Here is a 25,592-nt window from a genome sequence, read left to right as displayed (position 1 = left end):
GATATAATGAGAGGGAAAAGATGGGCGAGGTGAAGAAAATGAAACAAGTTGACTTTGTTGCAATCGGATGTGGTCCTTATAATCTTGGATTAATGGCTCTCGCGGAAAAGACATCACTACGCGGGATTTGCTTTGAAAAGCGGAAGGAAATGATGTGGCATGAAGGGATGCTCATTGAAGGGATGACGATGCAAACACATTACTTACAAGATCTCGTCACGCTCGCAGACCCGACCAATCCATCGAGTTTCTTGAACTACTTGAGTGGGACGGGGCGTCTCCAGACGTTCATCACGCAAGAACAAGATAAGATACCTCGGACGGAATACAATCGATATTTGCGTTGGGTCACCGAACAGCTGTCGACCGTCCACTTCAATCATGAGGTGACGGATGTGTCGGTCGAGGAAAATGGTTTTCTCGTGACGGTCGAATCAAACGGTGAAACGACTCAAGTTCAAGCTACACATGTTGTTCTTGGAACTGGGGCAGAACCGTTTGTGCCGGAAGGTTTTGAACAAGTGATCCATACGAGCGAGTATTTGACCTATAGGGACGTCCTTCGAGATCGTTATCGCGTCGCGGTTGTCGGCAGTGGACAGAGTGCGGCAGAAGTGTTTCTTGATCTGTTTCGTGAAGCGACGGATGAACAACGTGTCGACTGGATTACACGTTCCGATCATTTCGAGTCACTTGAAGCAGGAAAGATTGGGGACGAGATTTTTAGTGTGGACTACATCGAATATTTTCACGGTTTGTCTTACGAAGCACGTCAGAAATTGCTTCAGTCATTTGAACGTTTCCGCCATGGCGTCAACCCTGAGACGATGACGGCGATTTATGAGGCGCTCTATCACCGGACTGCAGAAGGTGAGCCGAAGCGAGCAGAGATGCTGACGCAAGTCGAGGTGGAATCCATTTCCTATGATTGGTTGACGCATCGTTTGAAGGGGACGCAGCGCTATACAGGAGAAGTGATTGAGAAAGAGTACGACCTCGTCGTTGTGGCGACAGGGTATCGCCCGGTAATCCCATCTTGGGTCGATAAGCTTCCGGTAGTATGGGAAGAAGAGGGAGAATGGGCAGTGCATGACACATATGAAGTGGTGATGAGCGAGTCGTTAGGTGGGAAGTTGTTCACACATACGAACTTGGAACATTCCCATGGCCCCGCCGCGACGAATCTAGGAATGGCCGTCTATCGAAATGCGGTGATGTTGAACGAAATGGTTGGAGAAACGGTCTATCCGATTCGCCATCAAAAGCCGTTCACGACGTTTTGAACAAAAAAAGGGCTAGGCGAGTCGCCTAGCGGAATCAGGGGGGAATACTTGAAGTCTTGCTTGATTTGTATTTACCCCGAGCTTCGACTTTAAAACATAACAACACGTCAAAAATAATCTTTTTTACTAATTTGTACACTTTATCGAAAAAAGTATGTTATAGTAAGTTGATGAATTTAGCATAGGAGTTGTTTGTAATGGCAAAATACGAAAAAGATCAAGTATTAACAGGTAAAGTAACAGGAATTCAACCTTTCGGTGCTTTCGTAGCACTCGATGACGAGACTCAAGGTCTTGTACACATTTCAGAAATCTCACACGACTACGTAAAAGACGTAAACGATTACGTTCAAGTTGGTCAAGAAGTTGAAGTGAAAATCCTTGAAGTGGACGAAGCTTCTAAAAAGATCAAGCTTTCAATGAAAGCGACTCAAGAAGCTCCAAAACGCGAGAAGTCTGCGAAGCCAGCTCGTCGTGCGCCACGCCGCAACGAAGCATCTTCAAACTTCAAGCAAGAAGAAGCTCCAGGATTCACAGTCCTCAAAGACAAACTTGAAGACTGGATCAAAAACACAAACTTCAAGAAGTAAGTGTTCCAAGGTGACCCGTTCTAAACGGGTCACCTTTTTTGTGTTTTACAGGAATCGATGGGGCTTATGACGAAACTGTAATTCGAATAGGAGGAGATTAGATGAAGATTGGCATCATTGGAACGGGCGGGATTGCGACGAGTGCTCACATTCCGAATTATGTAAAAGCAGGGGTGGATGTGGTAGCGGTCATGAATCGGACACGGGCGAACGGTGAACGTGTCGCACGACAGTTTAACATTTCGAACGTCTATGAAACGGTCGAAGAGATGCTCACGCACGAACAGCTCGATGCGGTCAGCATCTGTACGCCGAACGCCTTACATAAAGAGCAAGTGCTTCTTGCACTAGAAGCGGGATGCCATGTGCTTTGTGAGAAGCCTCCGGGCATATCGGAAGATGAAGCGGTGGAGATGTTAGAAGCAGCGAAACGAGCGGGTAAGACGCTCCATTATGGGTTTCATTATCGGCATCGTGCCGACACGGTTCTCCTAAAACGGATGATTGACGCAGGAGAGATGGGGGACATCTATGCGGCAACGGCACTTGCCCTTCGCCGACGCGGCATTCCTGGATGGGGCGTGTTTACGAACAAGGAACTACAAGGCGGAGGGGCACTACTCGATATCGGCGTCCATATGTTAGATCTCGCGCTTCACTTGATGGGTTATCCGGAACCGAAAGAGGTTGTCGGTCACGTCGGGCAATATTTAGGGAACCGTCCGGGTGTAGGCTTGATGGGCAAATGGGACCATGAATCGCTGTCTGTCGAAGACACGGCGAGAGCGATGATCACCTTCGATACGGGTGCTTCTTTATTGCTCGACGTCAGTTACATGGCCAATGTCGAAGCAGAAGATACGATGCGTGTCGAGTGCCGAGGTACGAATGCCGGGGCAAGTCTATTCCCGCTCACGCTCCATACTGAAAAATATGGGGCGTTGTTTGACGAACGACCTGCCTATTTGACGGAGCATGATCCGTATGAACGTCAAATTCAGCTGTTTCTCGAAGCGTGCCGAAAGGAACCGAACTATCGGCAAGCAGAGGAAGCCGTCATACTCCATCGCATCATCGATCGCATTTACGCATAAGCACGATACTTTTCATTCTTTGAAAACAGGGTATATAGTGTAGGTGTTACATATTTCTACGAGGAGGATGAATCATGCACAACTTTGAATACAAAAACCCGACGAAATTGATCTTCGGTACACATCAAGTCGAAACATTATCGAAAGAACTTGGCGCGCTCGACGCGAAGAAAGTGATGCTCGTCTATGGTGGCGGAAGCATCAAAAAGAACGGAACGTACGATGAAGTCGTGGCTGAGCTTGAAAAGGCAGGCATCTCATACGTAGACTTCTCTGGCGTCGAACCGAACCCGCGTATTGAGACAGTACGTCGTGCGGTCAAATTTGCACGTGAAGAAAACATCGATGCGTTGCTCGCAGTCGGCGGAGGTTCCGTCATCGACTGTACGAAACTGATTTCAGCAGCGATTCCTTATGAAGGGGATGCATGGGACATCGTGCTTCGCGAACATATCCCGACAGAGGCGGTACCATTTGGAACGGTCCTCACACTCGCGGCAACAGGATCAGAAATGAACTCAGGATCGGTTATCACGAACTGGGAAACACAAGAGAAGTTCGGTTGGGGTCACCCACTCGTCTTCCCAACATTCTCAATCCTTGACCCACGCTACACGGTCTCGGTTCCAAAAGATCAGACGATTTACGGTATTGTCGACATGATGAGCCACTGTTTCGAACAATACTTCCACCCGAACCATGCGCCAGTACAGGAACGCATGACAGAAGGTGTCTTGAAAGCGGTCGTTGAATCGGCACCGAAACTCGTGAACGACTTGGAAAACGTCGATTTACGTGCCATCATCTTGTTCTCAGGTACGATGGCGTTGAACGGCGTCCTTCAAATGGGTGCTGCTGGGGACTGGGCATCGCACAACATCGAGCACGCTGTATCGGCTGTCCACGATATCCCGCACGCTGGTGGTCTCGCGATCCTCTTCCCACGTTGGATGGAGCACGTAATGGATGAAGACAATGCTTCACGTTTCGCCCGACTCGGTACGGAAGTATTCGATGTGGAGCCAGGTAAAAACGACTTGGAGACTGGGAAACGTACAATCGAAGCGATTCGTGCATTCTTCGACCAGCTCGGTGCACCAAACTCACTCCGTGACTACGATATCGATGAGTCGACATTCGATGCGATTCTCGATTCTGCGATGAAACGTGGCGCATTCGGTCGTTTCCGTACACTCGAACGTGAAGATGTCGCGCATATCCTCGAACTCAGCAAATAAGGCAATTTATTGCCTATTTTGCAATAATGATTGAACGAATCTAGCGTTTCCGTTTATGATGGGTCATGTATGGCTCTTTTACGAGCGATTTAAAGGAGGAAATGACATGTCAACTGTACGTTTCGATTATTCAAACGCGCTCTCATTCGTAGGGAAGCACGAAATCGACCAAATGCAAGAAACGGTAAAAACCCTTCACTCGGTGATTCACGAGCGGAGCGGTGCCGGAAGTGATTTTCTTGGGTGGGTCGATCTTCCGACCGAATACGATCAAGATGAGTTCGCACGAATCAAAGCTGCGGCGGAACGAATTCGCGAGAATTCAGACGTTCTCGTCGTCGTCGGAATCGGAGGATCTTACCTCGGTGCCCGTGCAGCGATCGAAATGCTTCAACATTCGTTCTTCAACGTATTGTCAAAAGAAGAGCGCAAGGCACCACAAGTATTCTATGCGGGCCACAATATCTCTTCAACGTATATGAGAGAGTTGCTTCAAGTACTTGAAGGCAAAGAGGTCTCAATCAATGTCATCTCAAAATCAGGAACGACGACAGAACCTGCGATTGCCTTCCGTGTTCTCAAGCAGTTCATGGAAGACAAGTACGGTCAAGATGGAGCGCGTGAGCGGATCTATGCAACGACAGACCGTGCCCGTGGTGCACTCAAGACACTTGCGGACGCAGAAGGATACGAGACGTTCGTGATTCCAGATGATGTCGGTGGACGTTTCTCTGTCCTCACGCCAGTCGGACTTCTTCCGATTGCCGCTGCTGGAATTGATATCGATGCATTGATGGAAGGTGCACGTGACGCGCAGAACGCTTACAGCTCACCAGAATTGGCTGAAAACGAAGCGTATCAGTATGCAGTCGTACGTAACGCCCTTTACGCGAAAGGCAAATCGATTGAGATGCTCGTCAACTATGAGCCAGCTCTTCACTACGTGTCAGAATGGTGGAAACAACTTTACGGTGAGTCAGAAGGAAAAGACAACAAAGGAATCTTCCCAGCGGCTGTCGACTTCTCGACGGATCTCCACTCGATGGGGCAATACATCCAAGAAGGTCGTCGTGACTTGTTCGAGACGGTCATTCGTGTGAAAGAAGTCCGTCATTCGATGAACGTCCCAGAAGACGCTCAAGATTTGGACGGTTTGAATTTCCTCGCAGGCGAAACGATTCAATTCGTGAACGACAAAGCGACAGAAGGAACACTTCTCGCACACACTGACGGCGATGTACCGAACTTGGTCGTCGAACTGCCAGAGATGACACCGTATCACCTCGGTTACTTGTTCTACTTCTTCGAAAAAGCATGTGCGATGAGCGGATACATCCTTGGGGTGAACCCGTTCAACCAGCCAGGCGTCGAAGCTTACAAAGCGAACATGTTCGCGTTACTCGGTAAACCGGGTTATGAAGAACAAAAAGCAGAGCTCGAAAAACGTTTGAATTAATAAGAAAACGAATCGGTCCGCGCGTCGGACCGATTTTTTTGTTTGAAACTGGGTGAAGACAAGGTAAAGTGAGAGTAGACAGGGGAAAGAAAGGGATGGACTATGAAGACATTCAAGGATTACTATCATAATCAAGTCGAGTTAAGCTTCACCCATTATCCGTTCTCAGACACGCCGCTCCACGTCTGGGTCGTCGCCCGATATGAAGACAAGTGGGTATTGACGAAGCATAAACAGCGCGGACTCGAGTTTCCAGGTGGGAAAGTCGAGCCAGGAGAACACGAGGACGATGCCGCCATCCGGGAAGTATATGAAGAGACCGGTGGCGTCGTCAAAACGTTGCGCTATTTGGGACAGTACCGTGTGTTAGGTAGAGGTGATACGGTCATCAAAAACATTTATTATGCGGAGATTGAGCGATTCGAGGATCATCCTGCCATTGACGAGACAGATGGGGCTGTCCTGATCGATGCCTTGCCGGATAACTTATTGCGCAATCCACGCTACAGCTTCATGATGAAAGACCGTGTCCTACCAGAAACGATGAGGGTTCTTTATGATCAAAAACTGGTTTGACCGAATCGATGTGTTACCACCTTATGCGGGTTACCGAGTGACACGAGGATGGTACACGACGACAGATGGGGAAGAGGTCGTGGCGTATTCGATTGAGCCGAAACGTTCAAATGGCCAAGTGTTGATGTACTTACGGGGAGGAACGGCTCGAATCGGGGATGTCCGTTTACCACGTCTCATGCAATTTGCATCGCGGGGCTTTCACGTCGTCGCCCCGGTCTATCGCGGCAACCACGGTGGGACGGGAAAAGAAGATTTTGGAGGGGAAGACTTAGAGGACGTGCTCTCGCTATTCGACCGTGTCTACATGAGCGGGCGACCGGTCCACGTTCTCGGCTTTTCAAGAGGAGGCATGATGGCCCTCTCCCTCGCTTCTGAACGACCGGTCACGACGGTTACTTCATGGGCTGGCGTGACAAATCTCGAGTGGACGTATGAAGAACAGCGTTCGATGCGGAAGATGTTACGTCGGATGACGGGTGGGGACCCCGAATCCGCAGAATCTGCGTATGTCGACCGTTCACCGCTTTACAAGGAATGGGTCGCCCCGACACTGCTCATCCACGGTACGGACGATGAACAAGTTCGCTTACGTCATGCGACAGCCGTCGCTGAGAAATTAGGAGAACAGGCAGAGTTTTGGGTGCTCCCGTTCGGTCACCAGCTCCCGTTTTGGGATAAATGGGAGACGACCGAACAAGCGATGGATTGGATGTTGCGACAAGAAAAAGCACTGACTCGATAAAAAAATCGAGTCAGTGCTTTTGTGTTAGATGACGAGTGGTCCGGCTGCGATGACGGACTCACTTGCTTTCGTGAAGCGATTGAAATTTTCTTTGAATTTCATGGCGAGTGCTTTTGCCTCTACATCATAACGAGCTGGGTCGCTCCACGTATCTCGCGGATTGAGCACGTCACTCGGTACACCATCGATGGCTACAGGAATCTCGACATTGAAGATGTCATGTTTCATCGTCTCCACATCACGAAGCTGACCGTTGACGGCGGCATTGACCATCGCACGCGTATAGGCGAGTTTCATACGCGAACCTTCGCCGTATGCTCCACCTGTCCAGCCCGTGTTGACGAGGTAGACATCCACATCGTGTTCTTCAATCAATTTACCGAGCATATCCGCATAACGCTCTGGAGCGAGCGGAAGGAACGGTGAACCGAAGCAAGTCGAGAACGTAGCTTGTGGTTCTGTGACTCCTCGCTCCGTACCGGCAAGCTTAGACGTATAACCAGACAAGAAGTGATACATCGCCTGTTCTTTCGTCAATTTGCTGATTGGTGGCAAGACACCATACGCATCGGCCGTCAAGAAGACGATCGTATTTGGATGACCGGCACGTGATGGGAGCATCGCGTTGTCGATGAATTCGATTGGATATGCCGCACGCGTATTCTCAGTCAAGGAGATGTTCTTGTAGTCCGGCGTACGATCTTCATTCAATACGACGTTTTCAATCAATGAACCGAAGCGAATCGCATCATAGATTTGTGGTTCGTTCTCACGCGACAGGTTGATTGTCTTCGCGTAGCAACCGCCTTCAATGTTGAAGACCCCATCCGGTGACCATCCATGCTCATCGTCTCCGATTAAGTGGCGCTCTGGATCAGCTGAAAGTGTCGTCTTCCCAGTTCCCGACAACCCGAAGAAGAGTGCCGTTTCGTTTGCATCGTTGACGTTTGCCGAACAGTGCATCGATAAGACGTTTTGTTCAGGTAGCAAGAAGTTCATGACGGAGAAGATTGATTTTTTAATTTCGCCACCGTATTCTGTTCCCCCGATCAGAATTGTGCGCTTGGCGAATGAAACGAGAATGAACGTCTCTGAGTTCGTGCCATCCACTGCAGGATCTGCTTTATAACTCGGTGCATAGATCACAGTGAACGGATCGAACGCACCTTTCGTTGGCCATTCGCGTAAAAATAGCTGTTTTGCGAACAGACTATGCCATGCATATTCCGTGATGGCACGGACCGGTAACGTATAGTGCTCATCGGCACCAGCAGACGCTTCGAGGTAATAAAGTTTGTCTTTCTTTTCTAAATGGTTGAGTACTTTGTCGAGAAGTGCTGAAAACTTCTCTTCCGCGATCGGTTGGTTCACTTTTCCCCAATCGACAAGGTTGTTGCTGACTTCATCTTGTACGACGAATTTGTCTTTCGGTGACCGTCCGGTAAAAGCACCCGTGCTGACAGATAAAGCCCCGTCTTTTGTCAGTACACCTTCACCATTTTGGATGGCTTCTTCCACCAGTTCTGGAACCGTCAAGTTCCGTTTCATGTCGGCACCATTAATTAATTCTTCGATTTTCAGGAGCGTTGTCGCCATCCTGAATCCCACCTTTCCCCTAAATAGATGTGGATGAAATCCGCATACTTCCGCGATTACGATTAATCAGTATGACATTTTTAATTATATGTGACACACTAATTAAACACAAGCGTTTCTTCTCTCTAAGTAAGCGCTTTCTTACAAAGACAGTTTATCACATTCTCTTATCACAAGGTGTTAAAAAACAGAAACGAATTAAAAAAATGTTTGACGATTCACAAACAGAAATGTTTTGCAAGTCAGTGAAAACTTTAACGAATTCGTTCGATTCCCTTGACATAATCGAGCGTCATTTATATGATGGTTTTCGTAACGGATACTCTTATTCTGAGCGGTGGAGGGAACAAGGCCCTACGAAGCCCAGCAACCGTCCGACATGAAGTCTTGTGCGGAAAAGGTGCTATCCTGAAGCGAAGCCATTAGCTTCGAACGATAAGAGGGTAAGGAAGAACGATTCAACCTTTCCCCATGTATGTCATCGGGGGAGGTTTTTTTCATTACCGTCCCAAAGCAACGCGTAAGGGGAACGAGTACCGTCCACATATCACCCTTATTATAGGAGGTTTTTTGAATGTCAAAATTGAACCGTCGACTTTTTACTTCAGAGTCGGTTACTGAAGGACATCCAGATAAAATTTGTGATCAGATCTCTGACTCGATTTTGGATGCCATTTTAGCGGAAGACCCGAATGCCCGTGTTGCGGCAGAAACGTCTGTCACAACGGGTCTTGTACTCGTAGCTGGTGAAATCACAACGTCAACTTACGTGGATATCCCGAAAGTTGTCCGTGAAACAATTCGTGAAATCGGATACACACGTGCGAAATATGGTTTCGATGCAGAAACATGTGCTGTCTTGACGTCGATTGACGAGCAATCAGTAGACATCGCGCAAGGTGTTGACCAAGCTCTCGAAGCACGTGAAGGTCAGATGACTGAAGAGGAACTCGATGCAATCGGAGCAGGTGACCAAGGTCTCATGTTCGGATACGCGACAAACGAGACACCTGAACTCATGCCGCTTCCAATCTCATTGGCGCACAAATTGTCACGTCGTCTTGCTGAAGTTCGTAAGAACGGTATGCTTGATTACCTCCGTCCGGATGGTAAGACGCAAGTAACGGTTGAGTACGATGAGGACAACAACCCTGTTCGTATCGACACGATTGTTATCTCGACACAACACGCAGAAGAGATCACACTCGAGCAAATTCAAGAAGACTTGAAAAAGTATGTCATCGAAGCAGTCATCCCGGCTGAACTCATCGATGCTGAAACAAAATACTTCATCAACCCGACTGGTCGCTTCGTAATCGGTGGACCACAAGGAGATGCAGGTCTTACAGGACGTAAAATCATCGTCGATACGTACGGTGGATACGCACGTCACGGCGGTGGCGCATTCTCTGGTAAAGATCCTACAAAAGTTGACCGTTCGGCAGCATACGCAGCTCGTTATGTAGCGAAAAACATCGTTGCAGCAGGACTTGCGGATAAAGCAGAAGTTCAACTCGCTTACGCGATTGGGGTAGCACATCCAGTATCAATCGCTGTCGATACGTTCGGCACTGGTAAATTGAGCGAAACAGAGCTCGTTGAACTCGTTCGTGAGAACTTCGACCTCCGTCCAGCAGGCATCATCAAGATGCTTGACCTTCGCCGTCCAATCTACAAGCAAACAGCAGCTTACGGTCACTTCGGTCGTACAGATATCGAACTCCCATGGGAGCAAACAGATAAAGCAGCAGTTCTTGAAGAAGGCGCGAAGCGTTTCGCGTAATCAACAAAAACGACCTTTCCGCGGAAAGGTCGTTTTTTTAGGTTCAAGTCGTTGGAGGTGTCTGTTTATGATCATTCGATGACGAATCAGTTGAAGTGGTTTCTTGTCCAAGCGCCGTATCCTTCGCTTCGACGACTTTTTCACCGATGTCTTGTAAATCTGATTTGGCTTCTTGGGCCGTCTCGACGATTTTATTGACGTCTTCTTTGACCGTATCGACTTCTCCGACCACTTTTTCATATACGTTTTGAACGTCTGTAGTCACTTCCTGAATCTTGCCAGAAGCGGTCTTCACTTGTTCAATGACTTGAGATGCCTTACCGGCTGGATCTTGTTTGACCTCATTCACGATGCCTCCGACCGAAGATTTTGCATTCGTAAGCGATTGTTTCGTCTGCTCCCGATTCGAAGAGCTAAGTAAGGCGAGGAGACCACCGACGAGGGCACCGAGTAACATCCCGGTCACAACGCTGATTTTTGGACCTCCTGCATCCATTTGGTCAAATTGACGGTTCGGATTCTCTGTTTGTTCGACTTTCGGGTCATGCTCTAATTTTGGTTCCATGTTGTTCCACTCCTTCATGTGATTGGCATTGCTAGTGTTATACCCTAGTCGATTGCGGACATAACGTTTTCTTATGAATCGTCATGAAAAAGAAACGAATGGCAGGATAAAAACGTGACGATAGGGAATGATACAAATAGATTGGCCAAAAGGGGGAAGCTGTCATGAACATGAGGGAAGCAGTTCCAGAAGATGCAGCATTAATTCGAACGATTGCACTTGCGACGATTTCAGAGGATGATTTGAATCGTTTGAAAGCAATGGAGCGCGCTTATCGACAAGAAGAGATTGTTCGAGCGATCAATTCGAGTGAAGAAGCACGAGAGCAATATTTTATCGTCGGCGAGTTCGAAGAAGATGTCATCGGATTTTGTCATGCCATCGATCGCGGTGACATGTGGGAGATGCTTCGTCTTTATCTTCACCCTGATTATCACCGGAACGGATATGGGGCAGCCTTTTTAAACTATCTCCAATCGAAAAAAACACAACCGATGGAAGTGTACGTTGAAAATTCAAATGACCAAGCGATTGCCTTCCTTTTGCATCAATCGTTTAAAGAAGTGAATCGGATCCAAGAAGAGGTATACGACCAACCGATGGAACTCATTCATTTACGATATCATCCGAGCTAAGCCTCCAGACGGATTTTCTTCAAACATCAGTTGCGGCTGATGTTTTTTTGATACAATACACATAGTCTATAAATGAGGTGACGGCAGCATGACATATGAAGAAGCACGAAAAGGGGTCATCGTCATCGTGTACCCGCTACAGTTCACGTCTCGGATTAGTGAGAACTTTATTCGCCGACTCCAAGACGAGTACGAGGTAATTGTCGTCCGTGACCAATCGGTCGGATTGACGGCAGATGACCATAAACAGCTCATCAAGCGAGCGTTGCGTGAGGCAGGGGAATACAAACTACCAATCCACGTCGTTGCATTCAGTCTCGGGGCACTTTTCACGAACCGACTCTTGCAAGAGTATGATGTGCCGCTTGGGAGTTTGACGTATATCTCTCCTTTATTTGATTGGCATGCCACTCGTCAAATGGGCGGATTGAAACAAGTCGTCGCGAGTGCTGTCGACCGTTTCCGCCCAGACCTACCGCTCGGGATGATGACATTCACTGGTGGAGGCGAGGAATCGTCACGCTTCGGTGAGATCACGTATGCGCAATATCGAGAGATTGAAGAAGAAATCGTGGAACATCAAGAAGAGAAGAAGCACTTACCACGACTTCCGCTTGCTTGTTTCTATGCACCAGACGATCAATTTGCGGACGTGAAGTTGACGTTAAACGTCTGCCGGAAGATTGGTGGGGATCAAGTGTACATCCGTCGGTTGGAAGGATTCCCGCATTTTGGATATGAACGTTTGAACACCAAGTTTGCGGAGACATTGATGACGTTTTATGAATTGATTCAAGAATGACAGAAGGCGACTCGAATGAGCCGCCTTTTCTTATGCGCGTTTTTCAATCGCCACGATGAATGGGGGATGATTGATTTGGTTGATGAAACCGTAGCGGAGGACGCCGGCCTGTTTTTGGTCAAGCGACTCCACGTATTGAAGCACTTCATCCCGTTCGACTTTTCCGCTCTCATGCCCGTGATAAATGACGATGACGATGACGCCGCCGACGGTCATGACCTCTAATAATTGAGATAACGCGGCAATCGTCGTATTCCCGTGAGTCGTGATTGATTTATCGCTTCCTGGTAAATAACCTAAATTGAAGACGGCAGCGGAGATGGGGCGCGTCTCGTTCGCGACGACCGCTTGAACCGTGTCGTGACTGTCATGAATGACGGATACCCGTTCATCGAGACCGGCTTCCTGTATACGTGCGCGTGTGGACGCGACCGCTTCTGACTGGATATCAAATGCATACACATGACCCGTTTCGCCCACTGCATTCGCCAAAAACAGCGTATCGTGTCCGTTTCCGGCGGTCATGTCGACGGCGACATGACCTTCTTCAAGGTGGTCATGTAGTAATTGTTTTGCAAAAGGTAGTACTCTCATTAATCCCATACATCTCATCCTTCTTTTTTCCTTGGAAAGAATCTCGTCGTTCCAATTCTGCACGGATCTTGTTTAACACCTGCATCTTGTGACGGCTCCAAAACGGACCAATCAATAAGTCAGGTGGGCCGTCTCCTGTCAAACGATGGACGATGACCTCGGGAGGTATACATTCGAGCTGATCGCAGACGAGGGAGACATAGTCATCTTCCTCCATCAAGTCGAGTAGGCCTTTTTCGTATTGACGGGCGAGCGGTGTATGCTTCAAGACGTGAAGTAAATGGATCTTGATTCCTTGTATGTCCATTTTAGCAACTTCTCGGGCTGTGTCGAGCATCATCTCAAGTGTCTCACCGGGTAAACCGTTGATGATATGAACACAGACACGGATGTTGTGGCGTCGAAGTTTTGCAAGACCGCTCAAAAATGTCTCGTAGTCATGTCCACGATTGATTTTTTTCGCCGTCGTGTCATGGATGGTCTGAAGGCCGAGCTCCACCCAAAGCGACGTACGTTCATTCAATTCTGCCAAATAGGCGACGACATCGTCTGGCAAGCAGTCCGGACGTGTCGCAATCGAGAGACCGACGACGCCTTCTTCTTGAAGTGCAGGTTCGTACAACTCACGTAACCGTTCGACCGGCGCGTACGTGTTACTGAATGCTTGGAAATAAGCGATGTAGTTGGCGTTCTTCCACTTTCGGTGAAGACGAGCCTTTACTTCGGCAAATTGAACGGGAATCGGATCGCAAGCATTTCCTGCAAAGTCACCACTCCCGTCGTCTGAACAGAACGTACATCCTCCCTTTGAGACGAGCCCGTCACGGTTCGGACAGGTGAATCCGCCATCGAGCGGGACCTTGAACACCTTTCCTCCATATTCTCGGCGATACGCCTCGTTCAACGTGTGATATCGGTTTTGACCAAATGGATTCATTCAACATCTCTCTCCTTCCTTGCTCATGCTATCACAAATGAAAAATGACAAAACTTCATAATAAGTAATTTTTCTTGACACTTCTTTGGCATTCGTTTAGGTTTGATAAGGAAATCTTGTCGATTCGGCCATTTGTGCCGATTTTTTTTGATGTGAAAGAGGAATGAAAGGAGGACTTGGTGTGAACAATAAAATGCCAATTTCGGTATGGATTCTAGTCATTGCGATGGCGCTCAATACAACGGCGGCGTCTTTTTTATGGCCATTTAACACACTGTATATTCATGATTTTTTAGGTGAGTCGATGACACTTGCTGGGGTGGCACTTCTTGTGAACTCCGCACTCGCAATCGTCGGAAACTATATCGGAGGGACATTATTCGACCGAATCGGTGGAAAGATGACGCTCATGATTTCTGTCGGTTTGTTGCTTGCGAGCTCACTCGGATTTTTACTGTTCCACGCCACGTTCTTCGGCTATTTGGTGTGGCTCGGTATGATTGGGTTCTCAGGTGGACTCGTCTTTCCGACCGTTTACGCGTTTGCGGGACTTATCTGGCCAGAAGGTGGACGCCGTTCGTTCAACGCGATTTACGTTGCGCAAAACGTAGGTGTCGCACTCGGTACGGCCATGAGTGGTCAAATCGCGCGTTTGAACATCGAGTGGATTTTTTATGCAAACTTCTTCTTGTCGGTCTTATTTGTCGTGGTCCTTTTATTTGGACTTCGCTATTTGAAAAACCCGGCACGTCCTGTCGTTCAGTCACAGTTAGAGGCAGCTGCCACGACGCTCTCGAGCGCAACGATGAAGTCGATGTGGTATGTCGCCGTCGGTTACGCCGTGCTTTGGTTCGTGTACGTTCAGTGGCAAGGGACGATCGCCGTTCATTCGAAAGACCTTGGTGTCACAATCAGCCAATATTCACTGCTATGGACGGTGAACGGGGCGATGATCGTATTCGCACAGCCGTTACTCAACCGTGTCTTGCGACAGTTTGAGGACGACTTGAAACGCCAATTGATTATCGGAGCCTCGATTTTCCTCGGTGCCTTTTTAATCGTGCCGTTCGCCGGCGGATTTGGCATGTTCATGGTCGCGATGGTCGTCATGACAATCGGGGAAATGTTCGTCTGGCCAGCAGTCCCGACGATTGCGGCGAAACTCGCACCGCCTGGTAAAGCAGGACAATATCAGGGACTCGTCAATATCGCAGCATCAGTCGGCCGGATGATTGGGCCTACATTGTCTGGATTTGTCTATGACATGTTCGGTATTACTGCGGTCTTCGGCATGCTTCTTCTGCTCGCTACGTTCGGCCTTACTCTATTCGTCATTATGAAAGACATTCGCGTCGCTGAAAAATCAAGTTGACGTTGAATTTCAGAATGGGCTAAAATAGACTACGATGAATAGCAAGCGATGAAGAGGATTAGTAGCGAACGTTCCGTTTCATAGAGAGTCGATGGTTGGTGTGAATCGATAAATGGAGGTCGTGAACTCGCCTTGGAGCTGTTTTCCTGAACCGAGTAGGGAAAACCGGGGTTACGCCTCGTTATCGGCGTCTCAAGTGGCAGCAATGCAACATGGGTGGTACCGCGGAGAGCTTTCAAGCCTTTCGTCCCATTTTCGGGGACGGAAGGCTTTTTATTATGCAGAGGAGGAAGAATATTGAGCTATTTTAAACATCAAGAAATCGAGCCGAAATGGCAAAAGCGTTGGGAAGAGAAAGACGCATTCAAAACGACAGAAGACCCGGAGAAGGATTGTTTCTACATCCTTGATATGTTCCCATACCCATCAGGTGCTGGCCTTCACGTTGGTCACCCGGAAGGTTACACGGCGACGGATATCATCGCCCGTATGAAGCGGATGCAAGGATATAACGTCCTTCACCCGATCGGCTGGGATGCGTTCGGTCTTCCTGCCGAGCAGTACGCGCTCGACACTGGGAACGACCCACGCGAATTCACAGCGCGTAACATCGAGACGTTCCGCCGTCAGTTGAAAGAACTCGGTTTCTCGTATGACTGGGCCCGTGAAATCAGCACGACGGACCCGAAATACTATAAATGGACACAATGGATCTTCACGCAATTGTTCGAGCGTGACCTCGCATACGTCGACGAAGTTGCCGTTAACTGGTGCCCTGCACTTGGCACGGTCCTTGCGAACGAAGAAGTCATCGACGGCTTGTCAGAGCGTGGGAATCACCCGGTATACCGTGTCCCGATGAAACAGTGGGTGCTTCGCATCACAGAATACGCGGAGCGTTTGCTTGAAGACTTGGAAGGTCTCGACTGGCCAGAGAGCGTCAAAGAGATGCAACGCAACTGGATCGGGAAATCGGTCGGTGCCGAGGTCGACTTCAAAGTCGACGGTCACGACAAGATTGTCACGGTCTTCACGACACGTCCGGACACACTTCACGGAGCGACCTATGTGACGCTCGCACCAGAGCATCCGTTTACGAAAGTGATCACAACGCCTGAACAATCAACGGCAGTAGAAGCATACATCGAGGAAGTTTCGAAGAAGACGGACCTTGAGCGTACAGACCTCGCTAAAGAGAAGACAGGAGTCTTCACGGGCGCTTATGCGATCAACCCGGTAAACGGTGAGAAACTTCCGATTTGGACAGCAGACTATGTCCTCTCGACATACGGGACAGGTGCAGTCATGGCCGTTCCTGGACACGATGAGCGTGATTATGAGTTTGCAAAAACGTTCGACCTCCCGATTCGTGAAGTCGTCAAAGGTGGAAACTTGGAAGAGGCGGCTTATGTCGAAGACGGGGAGCACGTCAACTCAGGTAGCTTGAACGGTCTTAATAAAGCCGATGCAATCAAGACGATCATTGAAGAACTCGAAGCTGCGGGTACGGGTCGTGCGAAGACGACATACCGTCTTCGTGACTGGTTGTTCAGCCGTCAACGTTACTGGGGAGAGCCGATTCCGGTCGTCCATATGGAAGACGGGACGATGAAGACGGTACCGGTCGAAGAGCTTCCGCTCGAACTTCCAATCATCGATGAAATCAAACCGTCTGGTACGGGTGAGTCGCCACTTGCGAACGCAGAAGAGTGGTTGACGTACACAGATCCTGTCACAGGGGAAAAAGGTCGTCGCGAGACGAACACGATGCCACAATGGGCAGGTAGCTGCTGGTACTACATCCGTTACATCGATCCAGATAACGAAGAAATGATTGCGGACCCTGAGAAACTTAAGCGTTGGCTTCCAGTCGACTTGTATATCGGTGGTACGGAACATGCCGTTCTTCACTTGCTCTATGCACGTTTCTGGCATAAAGTCCTTTACGATATCGGTGTCGTCCCGACGAACGAACCGTTCCAAAAATTGTACAACCAAGGAATGATTCTCGGTGAAAACAACGAGAAGATGTCGAAATCTCGTGGGAACGTCGTCAACCCAGATGATATCGTGAAATCACACGGCGCGGATACACTCCGTCTTTATGAAATGTTCATGGGCCCGCTTGACGCGGCAATCGCATGGTCAACGAATGGTCTTGACGGGGCACGTCGCTTCCTCGACCGCGTATGGCGTTTGTTCGATCAAACGAACTTTGCGGACGTGGCACCGACTGCCGACTTTGAACGTACGTATCATCAGACGGTGAAAAAAGTCACTGAAGACTATGAAGCACTTCGCTTCAACACAGCAATCTCTCAATTGATGGTCTTCGTCAATGAAGCGAACAAACAAGAGACGTTGCCAAAATCGCAAATGGTCGACTTCATCAAGATGCTTTCACCGGTCGCTCCACACTTGTCTGAAGAGTTGTGGGAGAAGATGGGCATGACGGAAGAGTTGACGTATGCGGCTTGGCCGACGTACGATGAGTCAAAACTTGTGAGTGACACGATTGAAGTCGTCATCCAAGTGAACGGGAAACTTCGTGCGAAAATGCACGTTTCGCGTGACGCATCAAAAGAAGCGCTTGAAGCGGAGGCACTCGGCAACGAGCGTGTCCAAGAGTTCACAGAAGGCAAGACGGTTCGTAAAGTCATTGTCGTTCCTGGAAAACTCGTCAATATCGTAGTTGGATAATCGAAAGAATGTGTGACATTGTCGCACATTCTTTTCTTTTTGGTGAGGTCATTTTCTTTTACGGTCGGTTTTGATACACTAAAGGGCGATACTGAAGTAGAAGGGGACGACATGTCCATGAAACGTTCTTATGTGCTATACACGACACTATGTGCTGTCGTGGTCGGCGTGATCCTTTGCTATGTCTTTGTCTTCTCTGATGAAGAGATTCAGCGACAGGTCGCCTCGACATTTGAAAAAATCGACATTCAAACGAGTCATCAAACGGCATCCCTCCCACCTGTGGAGGCAGCGCAAGATGATGAAGATATTGATACGACCGATGCGCTCGAGCAAATCAACCAGATCGATGAAGTGTACTATAGCGATACGATCGGGGCCTATCTCGTGCTTACCGAGCAGGCTGAATTTTTCGAAGTGAGCGGGAACGGCACACGCGTCAACTCAGTGTTTCAACTCGAAAATACGGGACAGATGCGCCTCGATGACTTTATCGGGATGCGGATGGTCGAAGAGAACCTCGTATATGCGGTGACTGCAAACGGGACGCTCATCACGATTGAGCGGGAAGAAGGACGCTGGGTCGAACGACCGCGAAAACAAATCAAAGGTCTCGTATCGGAAGACCGAATCTTTGGTCTCGGCTATGACCGAGAATCGAATCGTCTGTTCATGATGAATCGATTAGCAGACACGCCGGACCTTGAGCTCCTCTATATCGAAGAGCGTGAAATTGAACCGGAAGCGCCTGCGGAAAACGAGTTAGAAGAATCGACAGAATCTGATGATAATGTTGAAGGCACTGAAGAATCAACAGAAGAAACGACAACAGAAAACGTTTCGACGAGTGACGGTGTCTCTAGTGACACAGCCGTTGCGGAAGAAGAGGCACCTGAGAATGAACAGGATACGCCAGATGAGGCAGTCGAGGAAAAAGAACCGGAAACGGAATGGATGCTCGATTCGCGTCAAGCGTTATCGGCTGACGGGATGAGCGCCTCAATCCAGCAAAAGTTTGAGCGATTCGAAGGCGTTGGGCTTGTCGAGCGACAAGGCCGAATATACGTGCTCGACTCGGAAGAGCTCGTCCTCTATACGGTCAACCCGGAAGAAGGTACCATCAACGGTCAGATGGTGACACCTCGCGTGTATGACTCGACCGGCATGTTTTTACAAGACAATGAAATCTTTGCAATCGTCCACCCGGAAGTATTCGATTTGGATGCATTCGTTTCCGTGGACTAACAATGGGGGAAGAACAGATGAGCAAACGTTACTTTTTTGAAGAAGTGAAACAATTCCACGAGACTTTCGGACATCCAGGAGCAAAATCTCCGCAACCGTTGACACTTGATCGTGCGACAAAACGATCGGTTTGGACGGCAGAGGAAGCGGTCGTTGAATTTTTACACCAATCGTCACAGACTGAAGAAGAGTTCTTACAGGCCATCGAGCAATTCCAAGAAGGCTTCCAAAAAGCGGTCCAAAAATCATTACAAGACGCACCACCGTCAGATGATGTGGAACGCCTCGTTGGTCAAGGGGATGCGTTAACGGATGCGTTATATTTTGTGATGGGCAGTTTCGTTGAACTCGGACTTGATCCCGTTCCGTTGTTTGAAATCGTCCAGCGTGCCAATATGGCGAAGCTTGGACCGGACGGGAAACCGATTTTACGCGAGTCGGACAACAAAGTTATGAAACCTGAAGGATGGATGCCTCCGGAGCCGGAGCTCGAAAAAGAAGTGCGTCGTCAAATTGCAGGGAAAGAATAATCACAAACGGCTTGAGCCCTCATTAGAAAGGGTTTGAGTCGTTTTTTGTTGTGAAGGTCATAATGACATCATGGTATTAGATGAGATTAGGAAGGTCATGAGAGTAATTAATGGTATAATTTAACATAAGTAAGCGAACGATGAATATTAATCATTGAGATGGAGGTCATTCAGCTGAAAAAATTATTCGGTATTCTATGTTGTAGTTCAGTACTTCTGTTAGCATCATGTAGTGATGATGAAAAAACGTCAGAATCTAAAACGTCTGAGCCTGATATTTCAATCGAAACGATAAAAATCAACGAAGAGAATGAATTGACAATCGTCCCACTTTACACCCAATACCAACAATATTTGAATGCATCCCTTGAAACAACCGATGCGGAGGAGAACAAACAAAACTTCAAGAAATATGTATTAGATTACATAGGAGAGGTCGGAGAGGAAGAAAAGATTGATACATCCATATTGAAAACTGATTTTTCACTAAAACCGACTCCTCATAAGCAACAATTGCTGAAGCAACTGGATACGTTGATCGAACAACATGACGAGATTAAAGAGATTATTGCATCGACATACGCAGATTCAAATCAAATCCTTCCTAAAAAGAAAGGTACGGTGTTTGTTGCCCCTTATAATCCTGAATTTTTCTACGATAGTGAACCGTTGAAAGGTGTAGCAGGAGCGGCGTACAAGGACGCATTCATCTTGTTTCTCGATACAGATTTTGATAAAGGTGTGCTAGCCTATACGACGGCTCACGAGTATCATCATCTGATTGTTCAGAATCACCCTGGGTTCCGTCTTAAAACAATTCTCGATTCTGTCATCATTGAAGGAAAAGCCGATACGTTTGCTGATCATATCGTCAAAGGTGTGACTCCCCCGTGGAATGTAGAGATTGATGAAGCGACCATGGAACACATCGCGAGTCGAGTGAATGATTATGAAACAACCTATACCGATTTTGCGGTTGGTAATTATCAAAAAGATATGCCACGTTGGAGTAACTATATTCTAGGGAGGGATGTGCTTCATGACTATTTGACGGCGCACCCAGAGCTGTCGATTCCCGAATGGACCTTCAAAGAAGATCATGAGCTTTTAGAAAAATACAAGTATCGAGATGTGATGGAATTGGAAGATTAAGTTGAAAAAGAATGTTAAAAGGCTTGACCCTGAATGAGACAGGATCAAGCCTTTTGATTGTTAGTGATCACGATAGAACGCAGACGATGCGTTGGGTCGAACCCTTTACCGCTCTGTCGCCAGTTCAGCTGCGTGCGATCCGGCGCAATGTCCTGTCGTGAAAGCGGCCGTGATGTTGTAGCCACCTGTGTATCCATGAATGTCGAGCACTTCACCGGCAAAGAAGAGACCTGGTGCTTTCTTTGACATCATCGTCTGTGGCGCAACTTCCTTAACCGAAACGCCACCACCTGTGACAAATGCTTTGTCAAAGTCGAGTGTCCCGACGGCGTGCATCTCAAACATTTTCAAACGCGTTGCGAAATCAATGACGGATTGCTTCTTCAACTGACTGGCGTCTTCTTCTCCAAATGCGAGTTCTTCTAGCAACAAGTCAAGAAGTCGCTCGGGGATATAGCCTTTCCATACGTTTTTAACGGAACGCTTCGGTTGGCTCTGCACTTGGTTCCACAGTTCTTGGACGAGCGCATCTCGTGATGTGTCCGGGAAGAAGTCGAGTGACAAAAGGACGACTTGCTCTTTGCTGCGCTTCCGCTCTTTGATCGTATACTGACTGCAACGGAGTGCGATTGGACCTGAGATCCCGAAATGGGTAAAGATCATGTCGCCTTGGTGCGTCTTGATGGCTTTCCCCTTTTTGCCGTGTACCGTCAACGCGACGTCACGTAATGATAATCCTTGAAGTTGTTTCGTTCCGATGAACGAATCGTTCAACTTGATCGGTACTTCTGTCGGGAATAGTTCCGTAATCGTATGCCCGGCTTTTTGTGCCCACGGATAACCGTCACCCGTCGAACCGGTGTGGGGGACGGATTGTCCACCGACCGCGACGACACAAGCTTTTGCTTCAATCATTTCTCCGTCCATCAGCTCGACCGCGTGAAACTCGTTTTCTTCATTAAAATGTAGCGTTTTGACTTCTGCTTTTTTTCGAATCTCGACACCGAGGTCTTCAATCGCACGAAGCAACGTGTTGACCACGTCTTGTGCCTTATCGGTCACTGGAAACATGCGCCCGTTGTCCTCTTCTTTCAGCGGGATGCCGAATCCTGTGAACAGGTCGATGATTGATTGGTTGTCGAACTGAGCGAAGGCGCTATATAAAAAGCGGCCATTCCCAGGGATGAACTGAATCAATTCATCGATTGGTTTTCGGTTCGTGACGTTACAACGCCCTCCACCTGAAATCGCTAATTTCCGACCGAGTTTAGACCCTTTATCAATCAACAAGGTCGATGCGCCGCTCTTTGCAGCCGCATAAGTTGCCATAAGTCCGCTTGGACCTCCGCCGATGACGATGACATCTTTCATGTAAAATCTCCTCATTTCTTCATCTATATGATTAGTAAAATTATCGTAACTTTATTATCCGTAACAGTAAGAGTATAATGAGAAGCGGTTGTTTTGTAAAACCGAATTCATATGAATAGTTGATTTATAGATGGAGGTGCCTCATGTCATCAAGCGCCAAACAAGATTCTGGAAGAGCCTCCTTCGTCAAAGGAACGCTTCTTTTATCGGCGGGAAACTTGATTTCCCGGATGTTAGGGCTGTTGTACACATTCCCGTTCCAAGCGATGGTCGGGATTGCCGGAGTGACGTTGTATCAAGCGGCTTATACGTATTACGCAATCATGATCTCCATATCGACGGCAGGGATTCCTGTTGCCGTCTCGAAATTTATCGCCAAATATAATGCGCTAGGGGAATATGGAACGAGTCAACGATTGTTCCGACAAGGAATGAAGCTGATGCTTGCGACCGGTGTCGTCGCTTTTTTATTACTCTTTTTTGCGGCACCATGGCTGTCCGAGCTGATGGTCCGAAATTCGGAGAACAATCAGCAATACATTGACTCGCTCACACTCGTGACGAGAAGCGTCAGTTTTGCGTTACTACTCATCCCAGCGATGAGTATGGTTCGTGGTTATTTCCAAGGACATCAAGACATGGCTCCGACGGCAATCTCACAAGTCGTCGAACAGATTGTGCGCATTCTATTCCTTCTCAGCGGGACGATGCTCGTCTTGTTCGTCTTTGCGGACTCTGATTTCATTCGACCAATCGCAAACGCTCTTGGAGGGACGCAATCCGTCGAGACGACTGAATTGAATGGATTGAAAGTCATCGCCGTCACGATTGCGACGTTTAGTGCTTTTGTCGGGGCGATCGGTAGTTTCGTCGTACTCATGATGTACTGGAAGCGTCGAAAAGACATCCATCGTCAGACGGATAATCCAGCGGGCACACCTGTCCGTTCGATGAAGTCGTTGTTACTCGAGTTGCTCAGCTACTCAATCCCAATCGTGATGGTCGGGGTATCGACCCCTCTCTATCAGCTGATTGATCAGTTGACGATGGTCAATACGTTACTCAGTTCGGGTGCGACCGTATCCGAAGCGACTTCGGCTTATGGATTCTTGACCGGAAACGCACATAAAATTGTACTGATCCCCGTGTCGATTGCGGCGAGTGTCTCGATGGCAACCATCCCGCTCGTGACCCGTTCCTTCACGACAGGAGATATGCTGAAGGTACGAAATCAAGTCAATCATATTTTCCAAGTCTCGTTCTTCGTGACAATTCCTGCTGTCATCGGTCTCGTGGCTCTCGCGGAGCCGTTGTTTGGGACGTTGTTCCCGGGAGACCGTGAAGGATGGGTGTATTTACTTCATTATGCACCGAGTGCTTTCTTCTTAGCCTATTACTCGGTTGCGGCTGCGATCCTCCAAGGGATTAACCGTCAGTACTTCACCATCTTTGCTACATCGATGGGTCTGTTGGCGAAACTCGCCCTGAACGTACCGTTCGTCTATTGGCTCGGTGGCATCGGTGCGGGTTATGCGACGATTGCTGGATACATTGTGGCGATCGTGCTCATGGTATGGATGATTCAGCGGTCTCTACATTTCCCATACAAGCAGTTGCTTCGTCGGACCATCTTGATGTTCTTGATGGGGGCGGCGATGTTTGCGGCTGTTTACCTTTCTCTTCTCGTCACGTTGCAAGATGAAGCGAGTTGGGGAAATGACATCTTTGCGACAATCGTCGGTGTCATTGTCGGGATTCTCGTATACGGATATCTCGGCTGGCGCAGCCATCTCGCAGGAAAATTATTAGGGAAACGCTTTGAATATCGGAGGAACGGATAATGCGAATTGATAAATTACTATCGAACATGGGATATGGTTCACGAAAAGATGTAAAAATCCTATTAAAACAAGGGGCAGTACGAGTCGATGATGTCCCTGTAAAAGATGCGAAACAGCACGTTAACCCAAAATCAGAACGGGTCACGGTGTTCGGGGAAGTCGTTGAATATCGGCCCTACATCTATTTCATGATGAACAAGCCGGAAGGGGTCATCAGTGCGACGGAAGATCAAGTCGAGACGACGGTCATCGAGTTGATTGATCCGGAGTATGCTCATTACGACCTCTTCCCGGTCGGACGGCTCGATAAAGATACGACGGGCCTTCTCCTCATCACAAACGATGGTGCGTTCAATCATGCACTCATGTCACCTCGTAAACATGTCGACAAGGTATATATCGCCGAAGTCGATGGGGAGATGACGGCTGAGGATATCAAGACGTTCGCGAACGGAGTCGAATTAGAAGATGGATATACGACGAAGCCGGCCCGACTCGAGATTTTGAGTCGGAGCGGACGTCGCTCTGTCATCCGTCTCACATTATCTGAGGGGAAATATCATCAAGTGAAACGAATGGTCGCGGCGGTAGGCAAACATGTCGAGCGATTAGAGCGTGTTCAAATCGGGGATCTTGAACTCGATGAGACGCTCGAGCTCGGGGCATATCGTGAGTTGACGGAAGAAGAAGTTCAATTGTTTCTTCAATAATTAGAGAGGTGAGAGGGAATCTGTCCAATTGGGCGGATTCTCTTTTTGTATAAAAAGCTCTAATTTTCGATTATATCTTTTTGAAAATGGCATCAAAATCAGCACGCCAATAGTTAACTAACCAGTCGTTGTATTTGTGATATAAAGGGACTAATGGTTCAACTTCATTTGAACTTATGGTACAACCTCGATCATCATACATATGAAAAACGATGTTCTTTTCAGTGCTTATAAAGTATACCGTTTGTCCAATCGAAGGTTCTCTTCCTTGCTCGTAATTTCCTATACCTCTAAGGATTTTCTCGTAAGAGATTGACTTTATCTGCGAGGATACAAATTTCGCTTTATATTCATGTTTGATTTCTATAATTTCCCCTGTTTTTTCGTCTATATCTTCATCTAATTCGAATAACGTTTCTTCTTCAATCTGTTGCTTCATGAATAAACCATACAAATATTCGGGAGTGGTATTCCCGAACATGATGTCCTCTGTTTCGTTCCAATCCTTGATAAAGATATGGATGTAATCATCAGATTGAAACACTTCCTCGAACAATGTTGTCACTCTTTTTACCACTTGCTCTATTCTCTCATCCGTTCCGTTTTTATACGGTTCGCCGAGTTCGAATCTTAGATGGACTTCTTCAGAGCGGTTTGAAAAATGATTATCTATGTACTTCATTATTTCTTCTTTCACATCATCACCTCATCTTGAACATTTGATACAATCCAAAACCACAAGACCTTCTTTCATAAAAAAGAGACCTGAATGTCAGG

23 protein-coding genes, 1 riboswitch and 1 other annotated feature are annotated in these 25,592 nt (G+C 47.9%); of the genes, 17 read left to right on the top strand and 6 right to left on the bottom strand.

The genetic code is table 11. The features are described 5' to 3' along the window. Nucleotides 1-38: 38 nt before the first annotated feature. The 7 genes from LCM29_RS06745 (at nucleotide 39) to LCM29_RS06715 (ending at nucleotide 6,982) form a co-directional block, all read left to right on the top strand. Nucleotides 39-1,283 carry a lysine N(6)-hydroxylase/L-ornithine N(5)-oxygenase family protein gene (locus tag LCM29_RS06745; protein ID WP_214820496.1) on the top strand — a complete coding sequence of 415 codons (1,245 nt, stop codon included), beginning with the start codon at nucleotides 39-41 and terminating at the stop codon, nucleotides 1,281-1,283. A 197-nt stretch (nucleotides 1,284-1,480) separates the two neighbouring features. Then, the gene (gene yugI / locus LCM29_RS06740) at nucleotides 1,481-1,873 is read left to right on the top strand and encodes a S1 domain-containing post-transcriptional regulator GSP13 (protein WP_074033496.1); all 393 of its coding nucleotides are present in this window, start codon (nucleotides 1,481-1,483) and stop codon (nucleotides 1,871-1,873) included. A 101-nt stretch (nucleotides 1,874-1,974) separates the two neighbouring features. Next, nucleotides 1,975-2,967 (top strand): Gfo/Idh/MocA family protein, encoded by a 993-nt coding sequence (locus tag LCM29_RS06735; RefSeq protein WP_214820494.1) that lies wholly within the window; start codon nucleotides 1,975-1,977, stop codon nucleotides 2,965-2,967. Between the two features lie 74 nt (nucleotides 2,968-3,041). Further along, nucleotides 3,042-4,205: an iron-containing alcohol dehydrogenase gene (locus LCM29_RS06730; protein WP_224861612.1), complete on the top strand. Its 1,164-nt coding sequence runs from the start codon at nucleotides 3,042-3,044 to the stop codon at nucleotides 4,203-4,205. A gap of 106 nt (nucleotides 4,206-4,311) precedes the next feature. Then, complete coding sequence (locus tag LCM29_RS06725) at nucleotides 4,312-5,661, top strand: glucose-6-phosphate isomerase (protein WP_224861609.1); 1,350 nt, start codon at nucleotides 4,312-4,314, stop codon at nucleotides 5,659-5,661. Between the two features lie 102 nt (nucleotides 5,662-5,763). Next, nucleotides 5,764-6,237: an RNA deprotection pyrophosphohydrolase gene (ytkD, locus tag LCM29_RS06720; protein WP_074033492.1), complete on the top strand. Its 474-nt coding sequence runs from the start codon at nucleotides 5,764-5,766 to the stop codon at nucleotides 6,235-6,237. Beyond that, nucleotides 6,218-6,982 carry an alpha/beta hydrolase family protein gene (locus LCM29_RS06715; protein ID WP_224861607.1) on the top strand — a complete coding sequence of 255 codons (765 nt, stop codon included), beginning with the start codon at nucleotides 6,218-6,220 and terminating at the stop codon, nucleotides 6,980-6,982. The genes ytkD and LCM29_RS06715 overlap by 20 nt, the downstream gene beginning before the upstream one ends. 24 nt (nucleotides 6,983-7,006) lie before the next feature. Here LCM29_RS06715 and pckA read toward each other — a convergent pair whose 3' ends face one another. Beyond that, a complete protein-coding gene (pckA, locus tag LCM29_RS06710) occupies nucleotides 7,007-8,578 on the bottom strand; it encodes a phosphoenolpyruvate carboxykinase (ATP) (RefSeq protein ID WP_224861605.1) in 1,572 nt (523 codons plus the stop codon). Nucleotides 8,579-8,900: 322 nt separating this feature from the next. Further along, a riboswitch (SAM riboswitch) is annotated at nucleotides 8,901-9,020 on the top strand. Nucleotides 9,021-9,152: 132 nt separating this feature from the next. Between pckA and metK the strand changes: the two genes are divergently transcribed. Further along, the gene (gene metK, locus LCM29_RS06705) at nucleotides 9,153-10,361 is read left to right on the top strand and encodes a methionine adenosyltransferase (RefSeq protein WP_214820486.1); all 1,209 of its coding nucleotides are present in this window, start codon (nucleotides 9,153-9,155) and stop codon (nucleotides 10,359-10,361) included. A 43-nt stretch (nucleotides 10,362-10,404) separates the two neighbouring features. Here metK and LCM29_RS06700 read toward each other — a convergent pair whose 3' ends face one another. After that, nucleotides 10,405-10,926, bottom strand: coding sequence for a hypothetical protein (locus LCM29_RS06700; RefSeq protein WP_224861602.1), 522 nt, complete (start codon nucleotides 10,924-10,926; stop codon nucleotides 10,405-10,407). A 164-nt stretch (nucleotides 10,927-11,090) separates the two neighbouring features. Between LCM29_RS06700 and LCM29_RS06695 the strand changes: the two genes are divergently transcribed. Beyond that, nucleotides 11,091-11,561, top strand: a complete 471-nt coding sequence (locus tag LCM29_RS06695; protein WP_214820475.1) for a GNAT family N-acetyltransferase — start codon at nucleotides 11,091-11,093, stop codon at nucleotides 11,559-11,561. A gap of 88 nt (nucleotides 11,562-11,649) precedes the next feature. Next, a complete protein-coding gene (locus LCM29_RS06690; RefSeq protein ID WP_214820473.1) occupies nucleotides 11,650-12,363 on the top strand; it encodes an alpha/beta hydrolase in 714 nt (237 codons plus the stop codon). A 30-nt stretch (nucleotides 12,364-12,393) separates the two neighbouring features. Here the strand turns inward: LCM29_RS06690 and LCM29_RS06685 are convergent, their stop codons facing one another. After that, nucleotides 12,394-12,966: a class I SAM-dependent methyltransferase gene (locus tag LCM29_RS06685; protein ID WP_224861600.1), complete on the bottom strand. Its 573-nt coding sequence runs from the start codon at nucleotides 12,964-12,966 to the stop codon at nucleotides 12,394-12,396. Next, nucleotides 12,920-13,894, bottom strand: coding sequence for a TIGR01212 family radical SAM protein (locus tag LCM29_RS06680; protein ID WP_224861598.1), 975 nt, complete (start codon nucleotides 13,892-13,894; stop codon nucleotides 12,920-12,922). The genes LCM29_RS06685 and LCM29_RS06680 overlap by 47 nt, the downstream gene beginning before the upstream one ends. Before the next feature lie 181 nt (nucleotides 13,895-14,075). Here LCM29_RS06680 and LCM29_RS06675 point away from each other — a divergent pair, with 181 nt between their 5' ends. The 5 genes from LCM29_RS06675 to LCM29_RS06655 all read left to right on the top strand — a co-directional run bounded on the left by LCM29_RS06675 (nucleotide 14,076) and on the right by LCM29_RS06655 (nucleotide 20,893). After that, nucleotides 14,076-15,266: an MDR family MFS transporter gene (locus tag LCM29_RS06675; RefSeq protein ID WP_224861596.1), complete on the top strand. Its 1,191-nt coding sequence runs from the start codon at nucleotides 14,076-14,078 to the stop codon at nucleotides 15,264-15,266. A 39-nt stretch (nucleotides 15,267-15,305) separates the two neighbouring features. Further along, nucleotides 15,306-15,521: a binding site (T-box leader), on the top strand. Between the two features lie 42 nt (nucleotides 15,522-15,563). Further along, nucleotides 15,564-17,966, top strand: a complete 2,403-nt coding sequence (gene leuS / locus LCM29_RS06670) for a leucine--tRNA ligase (protein ID WP_224861594.1) — start codon at nucleotides 15,564-15,566, stop codon at nucleotides 17,964-17,966. A gap of 117 nt (nucleotides 17,967-18,083) precedes the next feature. Beyond that, entirely contained in the window at nucleotides 18,084-19,211 is a 1,128-nt protein-coding gene (locus LCM29_RS06665) for a hypothetical protein (protein ID WP_224861593.1), read from the top strand. Nucleotides 19,212-19,228: 17 nt separating this feature from the next. Further along, complete coding sequence (locus LCM29_RS06660; RefSeq protein WP_214693364.1) at nucleotides 19,229-19,741, top strand: hypothetical protein; 513 nt, start codon at nucleotides 19,229-19,231, stop codon at nucleotides 19,739-19,741. Between the two features lie 315 nt (nucleotides 19,742-20,056). After that, nucleotides 20,057-20,893, top strand: a complete 837-nt coding sequence (locus LCM29_RS06655; RefSeq protein WP_224861592.1) for a DUF2268 domain-containing protein — start codon at nucleotides 20,057-20,059, stop codon at nucleotides 20,891-20,893. A gap of 105 nt (nucleotides 20,894-20,998) precedes the next feature. Here the strand turns inward: LCM29_RS06655 and LCM29_RS06650 are convergent, their stop codons facing one another. After that, entirely contained in the window at nucleotides 20,999-22,264 is a 1,266-nt protein-coding gene (locus tag LCM29_RS06650) for an NAD(P)/FAD-dependent oxidoreductase (RefSeq protein ID WP_224861591.1), read from the bottom strand. 143 nt (nucleotides 22,265-22,407) lie between these two features. Here LCM29_RS06650 and LCM29_RS06645 point away from each other — a divergent pair, with 143 nt between their 5' ends. Beyond that, complete coding sequence (locus LCM29_RS06645; RefSeq protein ID WP_214746358.1) at nucleotides 22,408-24,105, top strand: polysaccharide biosynthesis protein; 1,698 nt, start codon at nucleotides 22,408-22,410, stop codon at nucleotides 24,103-24,105. After that, nucleotides 24,105-24,815, top strand: coding sequence for a pseudouridine synthase (locus LCM29_RS06640; protein WP_224861590.1), 711 nt, complete (start codon nucleotides 24,105-24,107; stop codon nucleotides 24,813-24,815). The genes LCM29_RS06645 and LCM29_RS06640 overlap by 1 nt, the downstream gene beginning before the upstream one ends. 70 nt (nucleotides 24,816-24,885) lie before the next feature. Here LCM29_RS06640 and LCM29_RS06635 read toward each other — a convergent pair whose 3' ends face one another. Further along, nucleotides 24,886-25,512, bottom strand: a complete 627-nt coding sequence (locus LCM29_RS06635) for a DUF3885 domain-containing protein (RefSeq protein WP_224861589.1) — start codon at nucleotides 25,510-25,512, stop codon at nucleotides 24,886-24,888. Nucleotides 25,513-25,592: the final 80 nt, after the last annotated feature.

Source organism: Exiguobacterium aestuarii (assembly GCF_020171655.1).
Lineage (GTDB): Bacteria > Bacillota > Bacilli > Exiguobacteriales > Exiguobacteriaceae > Exiguobacterium > Exiguobacterium aestuarii_A.
This window is presented reverse-complemented; position numbering and strand designations above follow the sequence as displayed.